This is a genomic window from Streptomyces pinistramenti, assembly GCF_020564935.1.
Classification (GTDB): domain Bacteria; phylum Actinomycetota; class Actinomycetes; order Streptomycetales; family Streptomycetaceae; genus Streptomyces; species Streptomyces pinistramenti.
In genome coordinates, this window is record NZ_JAJCXB010000028.1 from 13,345 (window position 1) to 27,088 (window position 13,744).

At 74.9% G+C, this 13,744-nt stretch carries 14 protein-coding genes; 8 read left to right on the plus strand and 6 right to left on the minus strand.

Annotated features, from left to right (window positions below; genetic code table 11):
• Positions 1-108: 108 nt before the first annotated feature.
• The 4 genes from LIU39_RS19925 to LIU39_RS19940 form a co-directional block, all read right to left on the minus strand.
• On the minus strand, positions 109-795 hold the full coding sequence (locus LIU39_RS19925; RefSeq protein ID WP_227048134.1) for a response regulator: 687 nt from the start codon (positions 793-795) through the stop codon (positions 109-111).
• Positions 792-2,084 carry a sensor histidine kinase gene (locus tag LIU39_RS19930; protein ID WP_227048135.1) on the minus strand — a complete coding sequence of 431 codons (1,293 nt, stop codon included), beginning with the start codon at positions 2,082-2,084 and terminating at the stop codon, positions 792-794. Before LIU39_RS19930 ends, LIU39_RS19925 begins: the two co-directional genes overlap by 4 nt.
• Positions 2,085-2,200: 116 nt before the next feature.
• The gene (gene pspAA / locus LIU39_RS19935) at positions 2,201-2,479 is read right to left on the minus strand and encodes a PspA-associated protein PspAA (protein ID WP_227048136.1); all 279 of its coding nucleotides are present in this window, start codon (positions 2,477-2,479) and stop codon (positions 2,201-2,203) included.
• A 57-nt stretch (positions 2,480-2,536) separates the two neighbouring features.
• On the minus strand, positions 2,537-3,334 hold the full coding sequence (locus LIU39_RS19940; protein ID WP_227048137.1) for a PspA/IM30 family protein: 798 nt from the start codon (positions 3,332-3,334) through the stop codon (positions 2,537-2,539).
• A gap of 283 nt (positions 3,335-3,617) precedes the next feature.
• Between LIU39_RS19940 and LIU39_RS19945 the strand changes: the two genes are divergently transcribed.
• Together LIU39_RS19945 and LIU39_RS19950 are read left to right on the plus strand one after the other, a co-directional pair.
• Positions 3,618-4,214 carry a DUF3043 domain-containing protein gene (locus tag LIU39_RS19945; protein ID WP_227048138.1) on the plus strand — a complete coding sequence of 199 codons (597 nt, stop codon included), beginning with the start codon at positions 3,618-3,620 and terminating at the stop codon, positions 4,212-4,214.
• Positions 4,215-4,285: 71 nt separating this feature from the next.
• Positions 4,286-4,999, plus strand: a complete 714-nt coding sequence (locus tag LIU39_RS19950) for a class I SAM-dependent methyltransferase (protein ID WP_227048139.1) — start codon at positions 4,286-4,288, stop codon at positions 4,997-4,999.
• An 81-nt stretch (positions 5,000-5,080) separates the two neighbouring features.
• Here the strand turns inward: LIU39_RS19950 and LIU39_RS19955 are convergent, their stop codons facing one another.
• Positions 5,081-5,293 carry a hypothetical protein gene (locus LIU39_RS19955; RefSeq protein ID WP_227048140.1) on the minus strand — a complete coding sequence of 71 codons (213 nt, stop codon included), beginning with the start codon at positions 5,291-5,293 and terminating at the stop codon, positions 5,081-5,083.
• A 177-nt stretch (positions 5,294-5,470) separates the two neighbouring features.
• Here LIU39_RS19955 and LIU39_RS19960 point away from each other — a divergent pair, with 177 nt between their 5' ends.
• From LIU39_RS19960 to LIU39_RS19975, 4 genes are all read left to right on the plus strand, one after another.
• Complete coding sequence (locus LIU39_RS19960) at positions 5,471-6,814, plus strand: bifunctional adenosylcobinamide kinase/adenosylcobinamide-phosphate guanylyltransferase (RefSeq protein ID WP_227048141.1); 1,344 nt, start codon at positions 5,471-5,473, stop codon at positions 6,812-6,814.
• 62 nt (positions 6,815-6,876) lie between these two features.
• The gene (locus LIU39_RS19965) at positions 6,877-7,698 is read left to right on the plus strand and encodes a class I SAM-dependent methyltransferase (protein ID WP_227048142.1); all 822 of its coding nucleotides are present in this window, start codon (positions 6,877-6,879) and stop codon (positions 7,696-7,698) included.
• Positions 7,699-7,802: 104 nt separating this feature from the next.
• Positions 7,803-8,849 (plus strand): nicotinate-nucleotide--dimethylbenzimidazole phosphoribosyltransferase, encoded by a 1,047-nt coding sequence (gene cobT, locus LIU39_RS19970; protein ID WP_227048143.1) that lies wholly within the window; start codon positions 7,803-7,805, stop codon positions 8,847-8,849.
• Positions 8,850-9,228: 379 nt separating this feature from the next.
• Positions 9,229-9,939, plus strand: a complete 711-nt coding sequence (locus tag LIU39_RS19975; protein WP_227048144.1) for a hypothetical protein — start codon at positions 9,229-9,231, stop codon at positions 9,937-9,939.
• Here LIU39_RS19975 and LIU39_RS19980 read toward each other — a convergent pair.
• Complete coding sequence (locus tag LIU39_RS19980; RefSeq protein ID WP_227048145.1) at positions 9,914-10,651, minus strand: hypothetical protein; 738 nt, start codon at positions 10,649-10,651, stop codon at positions 9,914-9,916. The two genes, LIU39_RS19975 and LIU39_RS19980, sit on opposite strands and share 26 nt — an antisense overlap.
• A 76-nt stretch (positions 10,652-10,727) precedes the next feature.
• Here LIU39_RS19980 and LIU39_RS19985 point away from each other — a divergent pair, with 76 nt between their 5' ends.
• Positions 10,728-11,546, plus strand: coding sequence for an adenosylcobinamide-GDP ribazoletransferase (locus LIU39_RS19985; protein WP_227048146.1), 819 nt, complete (start codon positions 10,728-10,730; stop codon positions 11,544-11,546).
• A 354-nt stretch (positions 11,547-11,900) separates the two neighbouring features.
• Positions 11,901-13,454, plus strand: coding sequence for a leucyl aminopeptidase (locus tag LIU39_RS19990; RefSeq protein WP_227048147.1), 1,554 nt, complete (start codon positions 11,901-11,903; stop codon positions 13,452-13,454).
• Positions 13,455-13,744 lie beyond the last annotated feature (290 nt).

Here is a 13,744-nt window from a genome sequence, read left to right on the forward strand (position 1 = left end):
CGGGATGCCCACCTCTACCTTCGGCCATGGCCTGGCCGGTTTTCCTCGCTCGCAGGTCGGTTTCCGCTCACCGGCTCGTACAGCGTTCGGAGTACGGGGTCCGCGCCCTCACTGCACCCGTGGGCGTACGAGCCCGGTTTCGTACGCAATGACCACCAACTGGGCCCGGTCGCGGGCGCCGAGCTTGGCCATCGCACGGTTCACATGGGTCTTCACCGTCAGCGGGCTGACCGCCAGCTGCTCGGCGATCCCGTCGTTGGACAGGCCGCCCGCGACCAGCACCAGGACCTCCCGCTCCCGGCCGGTCAGGCTCGCCAGCCGCTCGGCGCCCGCACCCCCCGGGCCGCTCGCGCTCGAACCCTCGCCCTGCGCAAGGAACTTGGCGATCAGACCCTTGGTCGCCACCGGGGACAGCAGCGCCTCGCCGGCCGCCGCGATCCGGATCGCGCCGATCAGTTCGTCGGGCTCGGCGCCCTTGCCGAGGAAGCCGCTGGCGCCCGCCCGCAGCGACTGCACGACGTAGTCGTCCACCTCGAACGTCGTCAGGATCACCACCCGTACGCCGGTCAGCTGCGGATCCTCGCTGATCATGCGGGTGGCGGCGAAACCGTCGACGCCTGGCATCCGGATGTCCATCAGGACCACGTCGGGCGCGGCCGTGCGGGCCAACTCGTACGCCTGGGCGCCGTCGGACGCCTCGCCGACCACCTCCATGTCCGGCTCGGAGTCGACGAGAACCTTGAACGCGCTGCGCAGCAGCGTCTGGTCGTCGGCGAGCAGCACCTTGATCGTCATGTCGTCGACTCTCCCGTACGGGCGGTGTGCAGGGGAAGCGTCACCCGCACCTGGAAACCTCCGGCGGCCCGCGGCTCCGTCACGACCGTGCCGCGCAGCGCGTGGACCCGCTCGCGCATCCCGATCAGGCCGTGGCCGCCGCCGCTCTCCTGCCGGGCGGCGCCCGCTTCCCGGGCGCCGGGCCCGGAACGGCGGTGGGGCACGGCGGGGCGCCCGGCGCCGTCGTCGAGCACGGTCACCGTCAGCGTGGCCTCGGTGCGGACGATGCGGACGGTCGCCCGCGCGCCGGCACCCGCGTGCTTGTGGACGTTGGTCAGCGCCTCCTGGACGACGCGGTAGGCGGTGAGGTCGACCGAAGCGGGCAGCCCCTGGGGGGTCTGCGGCGCCTCCAGGTCGACGGGGAGTCCGGCGCGGGTGAAGCCGTCGATGAGCTGGTCCAGGACGCCGAGCCCCGGCGCGGGTTCGGTCGGGGCCGTGGGGTCGTCGGACTGGCGCAACAGGCCGACGGTGGCGCGCAGTTCGTCGAGCGCCGACCTGGACGCCTCACGGACGTGCGCCAGCGCCTGCTTGGCCTGATCGGGGCGGCTGTCCATGACGTGGGACGCGACCCCGGCCTGGACGTTGACCAGCGCGATGTGGTGCGCGACGACATCGTGCAGTTCGCGGGCGATCCGCATCCGCTCCTCGGCGACCCGGCGCCCGGCCTCCTCCTCGCGGGTCCGCTCGGCGCGTTCGGCACGCTCGCGGATGGCGTCGATGTAGGCGCGGCGGCTGCGCACCGCGTCGCCCGCGGCGGCCGCCATGCCCGTCCAGGCGAAGATCGCGAGGTTTTCCTGGGCGTACCAGGGGCGCGGCCCGCAGAGCATCGCGGCCGCGGTCAGCACGACGACGGTCAGGGCGCCGAGCCGCCAGGTGGTGGGGCGGTCGGTGTGCGCGGCGAGGGTGAACAGCGCGACGACGGCGGCCGCGACGACCGGCGCGCGCGGTGCGGACGTCTGGCCGACCAGCTGGGCGATGGTCAGCACTCCGGCCGCGGCGAGCACCGTACGGGGGAACCGGCGGCGGGCGACCAGGGGGATGCAGGCGAGTGCGGCGAGCACGAGGGTGGTGGGGGACAGCTCGCGGTCGAAGCGCGGGCCGTTCGGGCGGTGCAGCTCGGCCACCGCGCCGACCAGGATCGCCGCGAAGACGCACCCGGCCACGACGGCGTCGAACGCCAGCGGATGCGTCCGGTGCCAGCGCAGGCGGCCGCCGCGCCGCGCGTCCTGGCCGGGGTCGAGTGAGGTCACGAGAGCAAACGGTAGCGCCCCGGCTCCGTGAGGGAGCCGGGGCGCCGTCCGCCGTGCGCTGGAGTGGCGGCGGGTTCCGGGCCGGCCTGCCGCGGTGCGGTCACCGGCCCGGCCGTTCAGCCGGGGATGAGGCCGTCGTCGCTGAGCATCTCCCGGACCTCGTCGAGCGTGGCCTCGGGAGCCGGCAGGATCAGCTCGGACGGCTCCAGGGAGTCGTCGGGCAGCGGCGTGCCCAGCCGGCGCACCGCGTCGAGCAGTGCGGCCAGGGTGGCGCGGAAGCCGTCCTCGTCGCCGCTCTCCATCTCGTCGAGCAGCGCGTCGTCCAGCTTGTTCAGCTCGGTGAAGTGGGCATCGTCCAGCTTCACCTGCCCCTCCCCCATGATCCGTACGATCACGACGGTCTCCCTCGGTCCGGTCCGGCGATTTTTTGTGAGGCTAACCGCCGGTGCGGGTCACTGCTTGTCGAAACGCGGCTGGTCCTGCTTCGGCGCGGGCTGCCCCTGGCCGCCCTGGCCGCCCTCGATGGCCTGCTGGCCCGCGGACGGGCCGCCGGCCAGTTCGGCCTTCATCCGCTGGAGTTCCAGCTCGACGTCGGTGCCACCGGAGAGCCGGTCCAGCTCGGCGGTGATGTCGTCCTTGGCCATGCCGGTCGGGTCGTCCAGGGCGCCCGATGCCAGCAGTTCGTCGATCGCGCCGGCCCGCGCCTGCATCTGCGCGGTCTTGTCCTCGGCCCGCTCGATGGCCATGCCGACGTCGCCCATCTCCTCGGAGATGCCGGAGAACGCCTCGCCGATCCGGGTCTGCGCCTGGGCCGCGGTGTACGTGGCCTTGATGGTCTCCTTCTTCGTGCGGAAGGCGTCGACCTTGGCCTGCAGCCGCTGCGCGGCGAGGGTGAGCTTCTCCTCCTCGCCCTGCAGGGTCTGGTGCTGCGACTCCAGGTCCGTGACCTGCTGCTGCAGCGCACTGCGGCGGGACAGCGCCTCGCGGGCGAGGTCCTCCCGGCCGAGCGCGAGGGCCTTGCGCCCCTGGTCCTCCAGCTTGGAGGACTGGCCCTGGAGCTGGTTGAGCTGCAGCTCCAGGCGCTTGCGGGAGGTCGCCACGTCGGCGACGCCCCGGCGTACCTTCTGAAGCAGCTCCAGCTGCTTCTGGTACGAGTAATCGAGGGTCTCGCGCGGATCCTCGGCCCGGTCCAGGGCCTTGTTGGCCTTCGCGCGGAAGATCATCCCCATCCGCTTCATGACACCGCTCATGGGCCTCGCGCGCCCCCTTCTGACCGAGTTACATCGGGCTTGGCTCCAGCACACCTACAGACCCCACACTACGGGCCCTGGTTCCATTACCGCACTGTTCGGACCCGGATGCGCTCCTCCTCCAGGACGATCGGTTCTCCGGCGCAGGGAGTAGAACGTGCCCCCAGGAGCGTCATCCGGTCCGCTCTGTCCCGGTACGGCACCCGTACGGGGCGGACTCCGTTGCCGGATCGTGCCCCTCGGACCGTCGGCTGTGCCCGCCGACCCCGTACCCTTGGGTGTTGTGTTCCGAAGCCGTTCGAAGGATGAGCAGGCCGCGACCGCCAAGGTGACCGCGGACCAGCCCCAGCAGCCCCGCGATCCGCAGGCCCCCAAAGGCCGCCCGACGCCGAAGCGCAGCGACGCCCAGTCGCAGCGCCGCTCGCGTGCGCATACGCCGACCAACCGCAAGGAGGCGTCGAAGGCCCAGCGAGAGGCCCGCCGTGCCGACATGGCCAAGCAGCGCGAGGCCATGGCCAGTGGGGACGAGCGCTATCTGCCCGTCCGCGACAAGGGTCCGGTGCGCAGGTTCGCCCGTGACTTCGTCGACTCGCGCTGGTGCGTCGCCGAGTTCTTCCTGCCGATGGCCGTGATCATCCTGGTGCTCACCATGGTGCGGGTGCCGCAGATCCAGAACATCGCGCTGCTGCTCTGGCTCGTGATCATCGTGCTGATCGTGCTGGACTCGATCGCCATCTGGATCCGGCTGGGCAAGCGGCTCCAGGAGCGCTTCCCGCAGGAGAACCTCAAGGGCGTCAAGGCGTACGCGGTGATGCGCACCCTCCAGATGCGCCGGCTGCGGCTGCCCAAGCCGCAGGTCAAGCGCGGAGAGCGGCCCTGACCGCGACCGAGGCCGGGCCTGCGGAGCAGGTCGAAGGACGGCCGGGCGCGCCCGCGGGTGTGCCGGGGAGCGTGGGTCAGGAGCTGGTCGCGCGGCAGGTCGAGGAGCAGATCGCCGCGCGCTTCCCCGTGGGGCAGCGGCTGCGGGTGCTGGACGCCGGTGCCGGCGACGGCGTCCAGGCGCTGCGGCTGGCCCGCGCGGGTCATCACGTCACGGGCCTGGAGTCCGACCCGGCGGCGCTGGCGCGGGTCCGTGCGGTGCTGGCCGGTGAGCCGGACGGCATCCGCGAGCGGGTGCGGCTGGTCGAGGCCGACGGCCGGGATACCGGTGTGCACTTCCTGCCCGGCTCGTTCGACGTCGTGCTCTGCCACGGCGTGCTGAGCGACGCCAAGGACCCGGACGCGCTGCTGGCGGGACTGGCCCGGGTGCTGGCCCCCGGCGGGCTGCTGTCCCTGGTCGTGCGGAACGCCGACGCGGCCGCGATGCGCCCCGGCCTCGCGGGCGACTGGAACGCCGCGCTCGCGGCCCTCGACTCCCCCGCGCGGGCCGGCCGGCTGGACGCGCTGACCACGACGCTCGCCGGGATCGGGGCGCCGCTCCAGGGCTGGTACGGCGTGCGGGTCTTCAGCGGCGCGGCGGACGGGGACCGGATTCCGGCCCAGGGCGGTCCTGACGCCGCCCGCAGGCGGGAGCTGCTGCTGGCCGCCGAGGACCGTGCCGGGCGCACCGATCCGTACCGCGCGGTCGCCGGGCAGCTGCACCTGTGCGGGGTCCGGGGCGGCTGACGCTCCCCCGATCGCACGAGTGCCCGCAGACCTTCCAGCCTGCGGGCACCGTCGTTTCTGCGGACCTGACGCGCCGGGGGCTCAGCCCTCGTCGGCGTGCAGGCTCATGGGGCCCGGGTAGATCTCCGTGCCGTCCTCGAAGAGCCTGACCTGGTCGACGCCGCCGTCGAGCAGCGCCTTCCATTCCTCGCCGACCCAGGATTCGGCGTCCCCCTGCGTCGTGAATTCCTCCGGCTGCACCGCGGGCGCCGCCTCCGAACCGTCCGCCTTCTCGAACCGCCACGTCCACGCCATGTCCGCCTCCTGGATCCCACCGAGTGCGTGCCTGAGCCACGGCGGGCCGCTCGCTGCGCGCCCCGCCGTGCAGTGCTGTCCTGCTGATGGTGCTGATGGTGCTGATCAGCAGCCTAACGGCCGTGTCGAGAGGTCCCCCGGCGCGCTGCCGGGTCCTGCCCGGGGGAAAATCGGCGGGTGGAACTGACTCTGCTCGGCACCGGAGCCCCCCGGGGGCTGCCGCGCCCCGGCTGCCCGTGCGCCGCCTGCGCCACCGCCATGGGCGACGCGGCGCGGGCGGCGACGGCGCTGCTCATCGACGGCGCGCTGCTCATCGACCTGACCCCGGGCCCGGCCTTCGCCGCCGCCCGCGCGGGCCAGTCGCTCACCGGCGTCCGGCAGGTGCTGCTCTCGCACCCGCACGACGGTCCGGCCCTTGAGGTGCCGGCCGGGCTGCCGCAGCCGGGCCGGGTCGCCGACGGGCGGGAGCTGGCGCTGCTGGACGGCCACCGGGTGCGGGCCATCGCTGTGGACGTCCCCGGCACCGGGTACGAGATCGGCGGCGGGGGCGGCGAGCGGCTGCTGTACCTGCCGCCGGGCGCGGCACCCGCGGGTATCGGCAACGGCACGGCGCCGGGCGGCGGTTACGAGGCGATGGGCGGCACCGGGCCGTACGACCTGGTGCTCCTGGACGTGCTGGGGCGTCCCGACGCGCTGGCCAGGCTGCGGGCGAGCGGGGCGGTGGACGCGGCGACGGACGTGGTCGCGGTCCATCTCGACCACGACGTGCCGCCGGGCCCCGAGCTGCACCGCAGGCTGGCGGCCGCGGGCGCGCGGGCGGTGCCGGACGGCGGGACGCTGGTGGTCGGCGAGTACCACGCGGTACCCGATCTGCCGCGCCGCACCCTGGTGCTCGGCGGGGCGCGCAGCGGCAAGTCGGCGGAGGCCGAGCGGCGCCTGGCGGCCTTCCCCGACGTGCTGTACGTGGCGACCGGCGGCACCCGTGACGGGGACGCGGAATGGGCGGAGCGGGTGGCGCTGCACCGCGAGCGGCGCCCCGGAAGCTGGCGGACCGCGGAGACCTGCGACCTGGTGCCGCTGCTCTCCGACGGCGGCCCGCGCGACGCGTCCGGCGACCCCGTCCACGGCCCCGTCCAGGAACCGGGCACCGGGCGGCCCGCCGGGTCCGGCGGCGACGACGGGGCGGACCGGGTCTTCGACTCCTCGCCGCTGCTCATCGACTGCCTGGCGCTGTGGCTGACGCATGTCATGGACGAGGTGGGGGCCTGGGACGACGCGACGTGGGAGGCGACCGGCAGGCGGGCACTGCGGGAGCGCACGGACGCGCTGGTGGCGGCGGTCCGGGCGACCCACAGGCCGGTGGTGGCGGTCAGCAACGAAGTGGGTTCGGGTGTGGTGCCCGCGACCGCGGCGGGGCGCCGGTTCCGGGACGAACTGGGGCGGCTCAACGCGGCGTTCGGCGCCGAGTGCGAGCAGCTGCTGCTGGTCGTCGCGGGCCAGCCGCTTGCGCTGCGCGGATGACGGCGGGCCGCCGGGGCCCGTGTCCGCTTGCCCGGGGGCCCGGCTGCGGGTGCTCTTGAGCCGTGACCGAATCCGAGCTGACCGGGACCGCTTCGCCCGACGGGTGCGCCGCCGCGCCCGGTGCCCCGTCCCGCACCGCGCTGCGGGCCCGCCCGGACGCGTCCCGGTGGCCCGAGAACCCCGAAGAGCCGCCCGGCCGGGCCGGTCGCGCCGAGGCCGTCGACCCGCCGGGTGTCCGGCGGTCGGGCCCGCGCGCCCGCTGTTTCGACGCGGCCGTACGCGCCTACGTGGCGCGGCATCCGGAAGCGACCGTGGTGGCGCTCGGCGAAGGGCTCGGCACCGGCTACTGGCGGCTGGACAACGGGCGGCTGCACTGGCTCTCGGTGCTGCCCCCGCGGACCGCCGCGGTGCGCCGGATGCTGCTGCCCGACGGCGCGCGGCGGCGCACCGTCGTGCGTCCGGAGCGCGGCAACGGCTGGCTCGACGCGGTGCGGGCACCGGAGCGCGGGGTGATCGTGACCGCTCCCGGGCTGCCGGTGCGGCTGGCACCGCAGGAGGTGCGGGAGCTGCTGGCGGCGTGCGCGGAGCGGCTGCCGGGCGGCGCGCTGGTCTTCGACGCGCTGCCGCACCGGGCGGCCGCCCTCAGCCGCCGCTGCACCTCGCTGTCCGGCGGCCGCTGGCCCGCGCCGGTGCGCTGGGGCCTGGACCGCGGCCAGTTGGCGGCCGTCGCTTCGGTGCACCCGGCGATCACCGCGGTGCGCGAACTGCCGCTGCCGGGCGGCCGGGGCGCGCTGCCGGGCGCGGCCGGGGCGTACGGGCAGCGGTTCCCGGTGCTGCGCTCGTGGACGCCCGTGGTGTGCGAGGTGCGGTTCGGCAGGGCGTAGGGCCGGTCGGCCGGGCGGCGCGTATGCGGCCGTGATCCGGTCCGGTGCGGCCGCATCCTTGCCGGCCGGCTCGCCGCGGGGCGGTTGCCGGTAATCTGCGCCCAATGAGCGCCCTGAACCTCGATGACTTCGCCCACCTGATCGAGCGCCCCGACGGCGGCGCGCGCCGCGACGCCGAGGAGCGGCGGGCGCGCCTGGCCCTGCCGCCCGGGGCGCTCGGCCGCCTCGACGAACTGGGCGCCTGGCTGGCCGCCGCCCAGCAGCAGGTGCCGGTGCGGCCCGTCGCACAACCGCGGGTGCTGCTGTTCGCGGGCGACCACGGCGTGGCCGGTCTCGGGGTCTCCAGCCGGCTCGCGGGCGGCACCGAAGACCTGGTGCGGGCCACGCTGGACGGCGCGAGCGCGACCGCCGTGCTGGCCCGTGGCGCCGGGGTCCAGGTGCGGGTGATCGACATGGCGGTGGACTGCGAAGCCGACGAGCTGCCCGGGGGCGTCACACGGCACCGGGTGCGCCGCGGCTCGGGCCGGATCGACATCGAGGACGCGCTGACGGCCGAGGAGGCCGAGGCCGCGTTCCGGGCCGGGATGGCCGTCGCCGACGAGGAGGCGGACGCCGGTACGGACATGGTGGTGCTGGGCGATCTGAGCGTCGGCGGCACCACCACGGCGAGCACCCTGATCGCCGCGCTGTGCGGCACGGACGCCTCGGTGGTCACCGGGCGCGGCGGGGCCGGTCTCGACGACCTGGCCTGGATGCGCAAGTGCGCGGCGATCCGGGACGCGCTGCGCCGGGCCCGGCCGGTGCTCGGCGACCCGCTGACACTGCTGGCAGCCGTCGGCGGCGCCGACCTGACCGCGATCACCGGCTTCCTGCTGCAGAGCGCGGTGCGCCGTACGCCGGTGATCCTGGACGGGGTGGTCTCGGCCGCGTGTGCCCTGGTGGCGCAGCGGGTGGCGTTCCGTGCGCCGGACTGGTGGCTGGCCGGGCAGACGAGCGGGGAGCCCGCCCAGGCCAAGGCGCTGGACCGGATCGCGCTCAACCCGCTGCTCGATCACGGCGTCACAGCGGGCGAGGGGACCGGCGCCCTGCTGGCGCTGCCGCTGGTGCGGGCGGCGGCGGACCTGGCTGCGGAACTGCCGGTGCGCGACTGAGCTGCGCCCCTCCTGATCACGACACGGAGGGGGCGGTCGGCTTGCGCCGGACGGGTACGGGGGACGGCGGACGGGCCTGCGGCCCCGGCGAGGCGGAGATCACGCGGCGGCGGGCGAACGGCGCGGTGCGCGGCGGCGTCTCCGTACGCGGTGCGCGGCCCGCGGGCCCGGTGGCGCACCCGGTGCGCACGCCGTTTCGTTCCGTTTCCCGGTGGTGCCCCATCGATTCGCTCTTCCGCGCCCCGGCGAAATACCGGCCGTCCCGGGGCCTCCGGTTCATGCTCGGTGGTCAGCGCACCGACGTGCTACGTGGCGACGGCCTTCCCGGGCGGCGCGGCCTGCCGGAGCGGTGCGGCCGTGAGCACCTGGAGAGCACCCGATGAGCGAGCCGGCCCTGCGTCGCGCCGTACGTGCCGAGTGGGGACCGCTGCTGCGGTGCGTGCGGGCGGCGCTGGCGGCGCGGAAGCTGCGGGCGGTCCCGCTGACGCTCGCCTCGGTGACGCTGACGCTGGTCCTCCAGTTCGTGCAGAACCAGCCGTGGGGCTATCAGCCGGTGCAGGATCTGGGTGCGGTGTATGCCGAAGCGCCGTTGTGGGCGGCCCTGTTGCGCACTCCGCTGTCGCTGTTCGTGCCGGCGCTCGACCTGCCGGTGTGGGGCGCGCTGGCGCAGGTGCTGGTGGTGTTCGGCGTCGCCGAGATCGCGCTGGGGCGTCGCTGGACGCTGGCGCTGGCGTACACGGCGACGCTCGCCGGGACGCTGTACGCGCGGCTCGGCATCGCCCTCGGCCCCGGCCATCCGCTCGGGCTGCCGCCCGGGGACGCACTGGTGGTCGACACGGGTCCTTCGGCGGCGGTGGTGGGCCTCGCGGTGTTCGTGTGCTGGCGCTACCGGGCGCGGGTGACGTGTGCGCTGGTGGTGGCGGCGATGGTCGTCGAGGTGGTGTTCATCAAGAACAACCTGGCGGGCAAGGAGCACATCGCGGCGGTGGCGGCGATGCTGCTGGTGTGCGCGGGGTGGGAGCTGGTCCACCGACGGCGCACGGCGGCGGGGCGGGCCCCGTACGTCAACGGCTCGGAGCACCCCCGATGAGGTGCTCGGCCTTGCGGCGCAGGCCCGACCAGCGGCGGTCGTGGCGCTGCGCGCGGACCGTGGCGCGGGCCCGTGCCCGGGGGCGGCGGCGGTAACAGCGCCTGGCCCAGGGCGAGTCGGGACGGGCGAGACGGACGGCGCCGACGAGGGCGACGAACGGCACGACGACGCCGATGACGGCCATCCGGACCTTCCCCTTGGCAAGAGCGATGAGGACGAAGAGGAAGTTGAGGCCGACGGTGCGGGCGACGTTCAGCCGGTCGCGGGCCTCGTCGGGCCCCACCTCGTTGACGCCGAACGGCAGGAAGCCGCCGAGGATCAGGGCGACCAGCGCGGCGGTGATGATCACGATCTCGACGCTCTTGGTGCCCTCCTCGGTCCAGTAGACGTCGTCGAAGTGCAGGATCAGCGCGAACTCGTCCAGGACCAGCCCCGCGCCGGCGCCGAACAGCACGGCGGCGACCCCGGAGCCGATGCCGTGCCGGCCGCCGGCGATGGCGGAGAAGCCGCCGACGACCATCAGGCAGACGCCGGGGACGACGTGGTGGACGTGCACGCCGCCCCGGGTGACGTTGCGGAACGGGCCCTTCCCCGCGCGGATGAGACGGGTGATGACGCGGGTGACGGCGAAGGTCAGCACGAACGCGGCGAGGGCCAGCAGCAGGGGCAGCTTCCCGGGTTCGACGATGTTGCGGAACCACCAGTGACCCATGCCACATGCTCCCCATATGTCGCGATTGCCGCGTTCCGGCAATTTACCGCCGGGGACGCCGGGATAGCCTGCCGCGATGACCGACGCGCCCGACCCCGCCGACGCCGCACCCCCCGCCGCACCGGGGCCCGGTGACGCGCTGCGCTTCGCCTTCGGGACGCTGACCGTGCTGCCGGTGCGGGTGCGCCGCTGGGACCGGGCAACCGCGCGCGGCGGGATGCTCTGCGCGCCGCTCGCAGGACTGGTGGCCGGACTGCTCTCGGCCGCGCTCGGCGGGGCGCTGCTCGCGCTGGGCGGCGGGCCGCTGCTGGCGGCGGTCGGCAGCGCGGCGGCGCCCGCGGCGCTCACCCGCGGACTGCACCTGGACGGCCTCGCCGACACCGCCGACGGGCTGGGCAGCGCGAAGCCGGCCGCGGAGGCGCTGCGCATCATGAAGCAGTCCGACATCGGCCCGTTCGGCGTCCTCACGCTGCTGTTCACACTGCTGGCCCAAGTGGCCGCGCTGGCCGGGCTGTACGCGACGGGCTGGGTACCGGGCGCGGTGGCCGCCGTCGCCGCCGGCGTCTGCGCCCGCTGCGCGCTGACCCTGGCGTCCCGGCGGGGGGTGCCGGCCGCCCGCCCCGAGGGGCTGGGCGCCGCGGTGGCCGGGACCGTACCGGTGCGCGCCGGGCTGCTGTGCGCGGCGCTGGTGGTCGTCGCCTGCGCGGCGGCCGGCGCGCTGTCCGGGCCGTACGGGGCGGTGCACGCCGGGGTGGCGGCGCTGCTCGCGCTGGCCGCGTCGGAGCTGCTGCTGCGGCACTGCCGGCGGCGGTTCGGCGGGGTGACGGGCGACGTGTTCGGCGCGCTCGCGGAGACCGCGGGGCTGACGGCACTGGTCGTCCTGGCGCTGGGCTGAAGCGGGCCGGACGGGTCCGCTCCCGGCACCTCGGGGCACGGCGGGCCGACCGGGCCGCCACGGAAGGCATCGTGACGCCGCCTCACCCGGGCGCGCCCTGTGGCACGGGTCTCATTCCGGGCGGATGCCCGGCGAACCGCCCCCTTCCCGCACCCGGAGCAAATCCGCACCGATCGCCTCAACTCCCCCGCTCCGGAAGCCCTCTTGACCCCCACAGGCACGGCCCGGACCCCCTCGGCGCACCCCGCGCGCCCGGCCGCACCCGGCGCCTTGCGGGCCCGCCGAGCGTAGGCTCGGCCGCAGCAGCGCCCCGAGCGCGAACGGATTCCCGGACGGAACAGGACTTTCATCACCGTGACTGCACTGACCCTCAGTACTTCTTCCGCCGCAACGGCGCGCGCGGATGCTGTCGTCGTGGGCGTGGCCAAGGGCGCCAAAAGCGTCGTGCCGGCCCCCGGCGCCGAAGCCGTGGACGAGGCGTTCGGCGGCAAGCTCGCCGCCGTCCTGGAGACCCTCGGCGCAACGGGTGCCGAGGGCGAGGTGACCAAACTGCCCGCAGCCGGTGACCTCAAGGCTCCGGTCGTGGTGGCGGTCGGCCTCGGCACGGCACCCGCCAAGGGCGACGCCTACGACAACGAGACGCTGCGCCGCGCCGCGGGCAGCGCCGCCCGTGCGCTGGCCGGCACCAAGAAGGCCGCCTTCGCGCTGCCCCTGGAGGACGCCGAGGCGGCCGCCGCGGTCGCCGAGGGCGCGCTGCTCGGCGCGTACGCCTTCACCGCGTACCGCAGCAACGGCGCGCAGGGCACGAAGAAGGGCGCGAAGAGCGCCAAGGGCGGCGACAGTGCGTCGGCGCCGCTCGCGGAGATCACGCTCACCGGCGGCAAGCCGCGCGACAAGGAGTTCAAGGCCGCCGCCGAGCGCGCCCAGGCGCTGGCCGCGGAGATCAACCGCGCCCGTGACCTGATCAACATGCCGCCCAACGACCTGAACCCGAAGTCCTTCGCCGCCGAGGCGCAGGCCGCGGCCAAGGAGTTCGGCCTCAAGGTCGAGGTGCTGGACGAGAAGGCGCTCAAGAAGGGCGGCTACGGCGGCCTGCTGGGCGTCGGCCAGGGCGCGGACGCCCCGCCGCGCCTGGTGCGCCTCGCCTACACGCACCCCAAGGCGGCCAAGACCCTCGCGCTGGTCGGCAAGGGCATCACCTACGACTCGGGCGGCATCTCGCTCAAGCCGGCCGGTCACAACGAGACCATGAAGTGCGACATGAGCGGCGCCGCCGCGGTCTTCGCGACCGTCACCGCCGCCGCCCGGCTGGGCCTGGAGGTGAACGTCACCGGCTGGCTGGCGCTCGCCGAGAACATGCCGTCGGGCAACGCCGTCCGCCCCGGTGACGTGCTGACCATGTACAGCGGCAAGACGGTCGAGGTGCTCAACACCGACGCCGAGGGCCGGCTGGTGCTGGCCGACGCGCTGACCCGCGCGTCGGAGGAGTCGCCGGACGCGATCGTGGACGTCGCGACGCTGACCGGCGCGATGGTGCTGGCGCTGGGCAACCGGACCTTCGGCATCATGGCCAACGACGAGGCGTTCCGTACCACGCTCCACGAGATCGCGGAAGAGGTCGGCGAGCAGTCCTGGCCGATGCCGATGCCCGCCGAGCTGCGCAAGGGCATGGACTCCCCGGTCGCCGACATCGCCAACATGGGCGAGCGGATGGGCGGCGGCCTGGTCGCCGGACTCTTCCTGAAGGAGTTCGTCGGCGAGGGCATCAGCTGGGCCCACCTGGACATCGCGGGCCCGGCCTTCCACGAGGGCGCCCCGTTCGGCTACACCCACAAGGGCGGCACCGGCTCCAGCGTGCGCACCCTGGTGCGGCTGGCCGAGCGCACCGCGTCGGGCGACCTCGGCTGACGGGCACCCGCTCACCCCGCTCGCCTGTTTTGTCCGTACGGCCCCGGGCGCACCGCCCGGGGCCTTCGGTGTGCCTCCGGTGGACGCGGACGGGCCGCGTTCGCCCTCAACGAAATCCGCATGCCGTTACGCACGAGTAACCCCGGAAGGCGGCCCGTCCGCCGCCCCCTGGCCCGGCCCGCCGTCCCAGCTTCGTGGAACAAGTGCGAAGATGGGTTCTCGGCAGGACAGGGCCCCCCTTACCCAGGGCCGAAGTTAAAAGCGGCCGAACCACAGCCGCCGCCCGGTCA

Bases quoted from the DNA above. Each gene is read 5' to 3' on its own strand.
- LIU39_RS19980 (WP_227048145.1), bottom strand. From the start codon at position 10,651: ATGGGTCACTGGTGGTTCCGCAACATCGTCGAACCCGGGAAGCTGCCC.
- LIU39_RS19975 (WP_227048144.1), top strand. From the start codon at position 9,229: ATGAGCGAGCCGGCCCTGCGTCGCGCCGTACGTGCCGAGTGGGGACCG.
- cobT (WP_227048143.1), top strand. From the start codon at position 7,803: ATGAGCGCCCTGAACCTCGATGACTTCGCCCACCTGATCGAGCGCCCC.
- LIU39_RS19925 (WP_227048134.1), bottom strand. From the start codon at position 795: ATGACGATCAAGGTGCTGCTCGCCGACGACCAGACGCTGCTGCGCAGC.
- LIU39_RS19940 (WP_227048137.1), bottom strand. From the start codon at position 3,334: ATGAGCGGTGTCATGAAGCGGATGGGGATGATCTTCCGCGCGAAGGCC.
- LIU39_RS19985 (WP_227048146.1), top strand. From the start codon at position 10,728: ATGACCGACGCGCCCGACCCCGCCGACGCCGCACCCCCCGCCGCACCG.
- LIU39_RS19955 (WP_227048140.1), bottom strand. From the start codon at position 5,293: ATGGCGTGGACGTGGCGGTTCGAGAAGGCGGACGGTTCGGAGGCGGCG.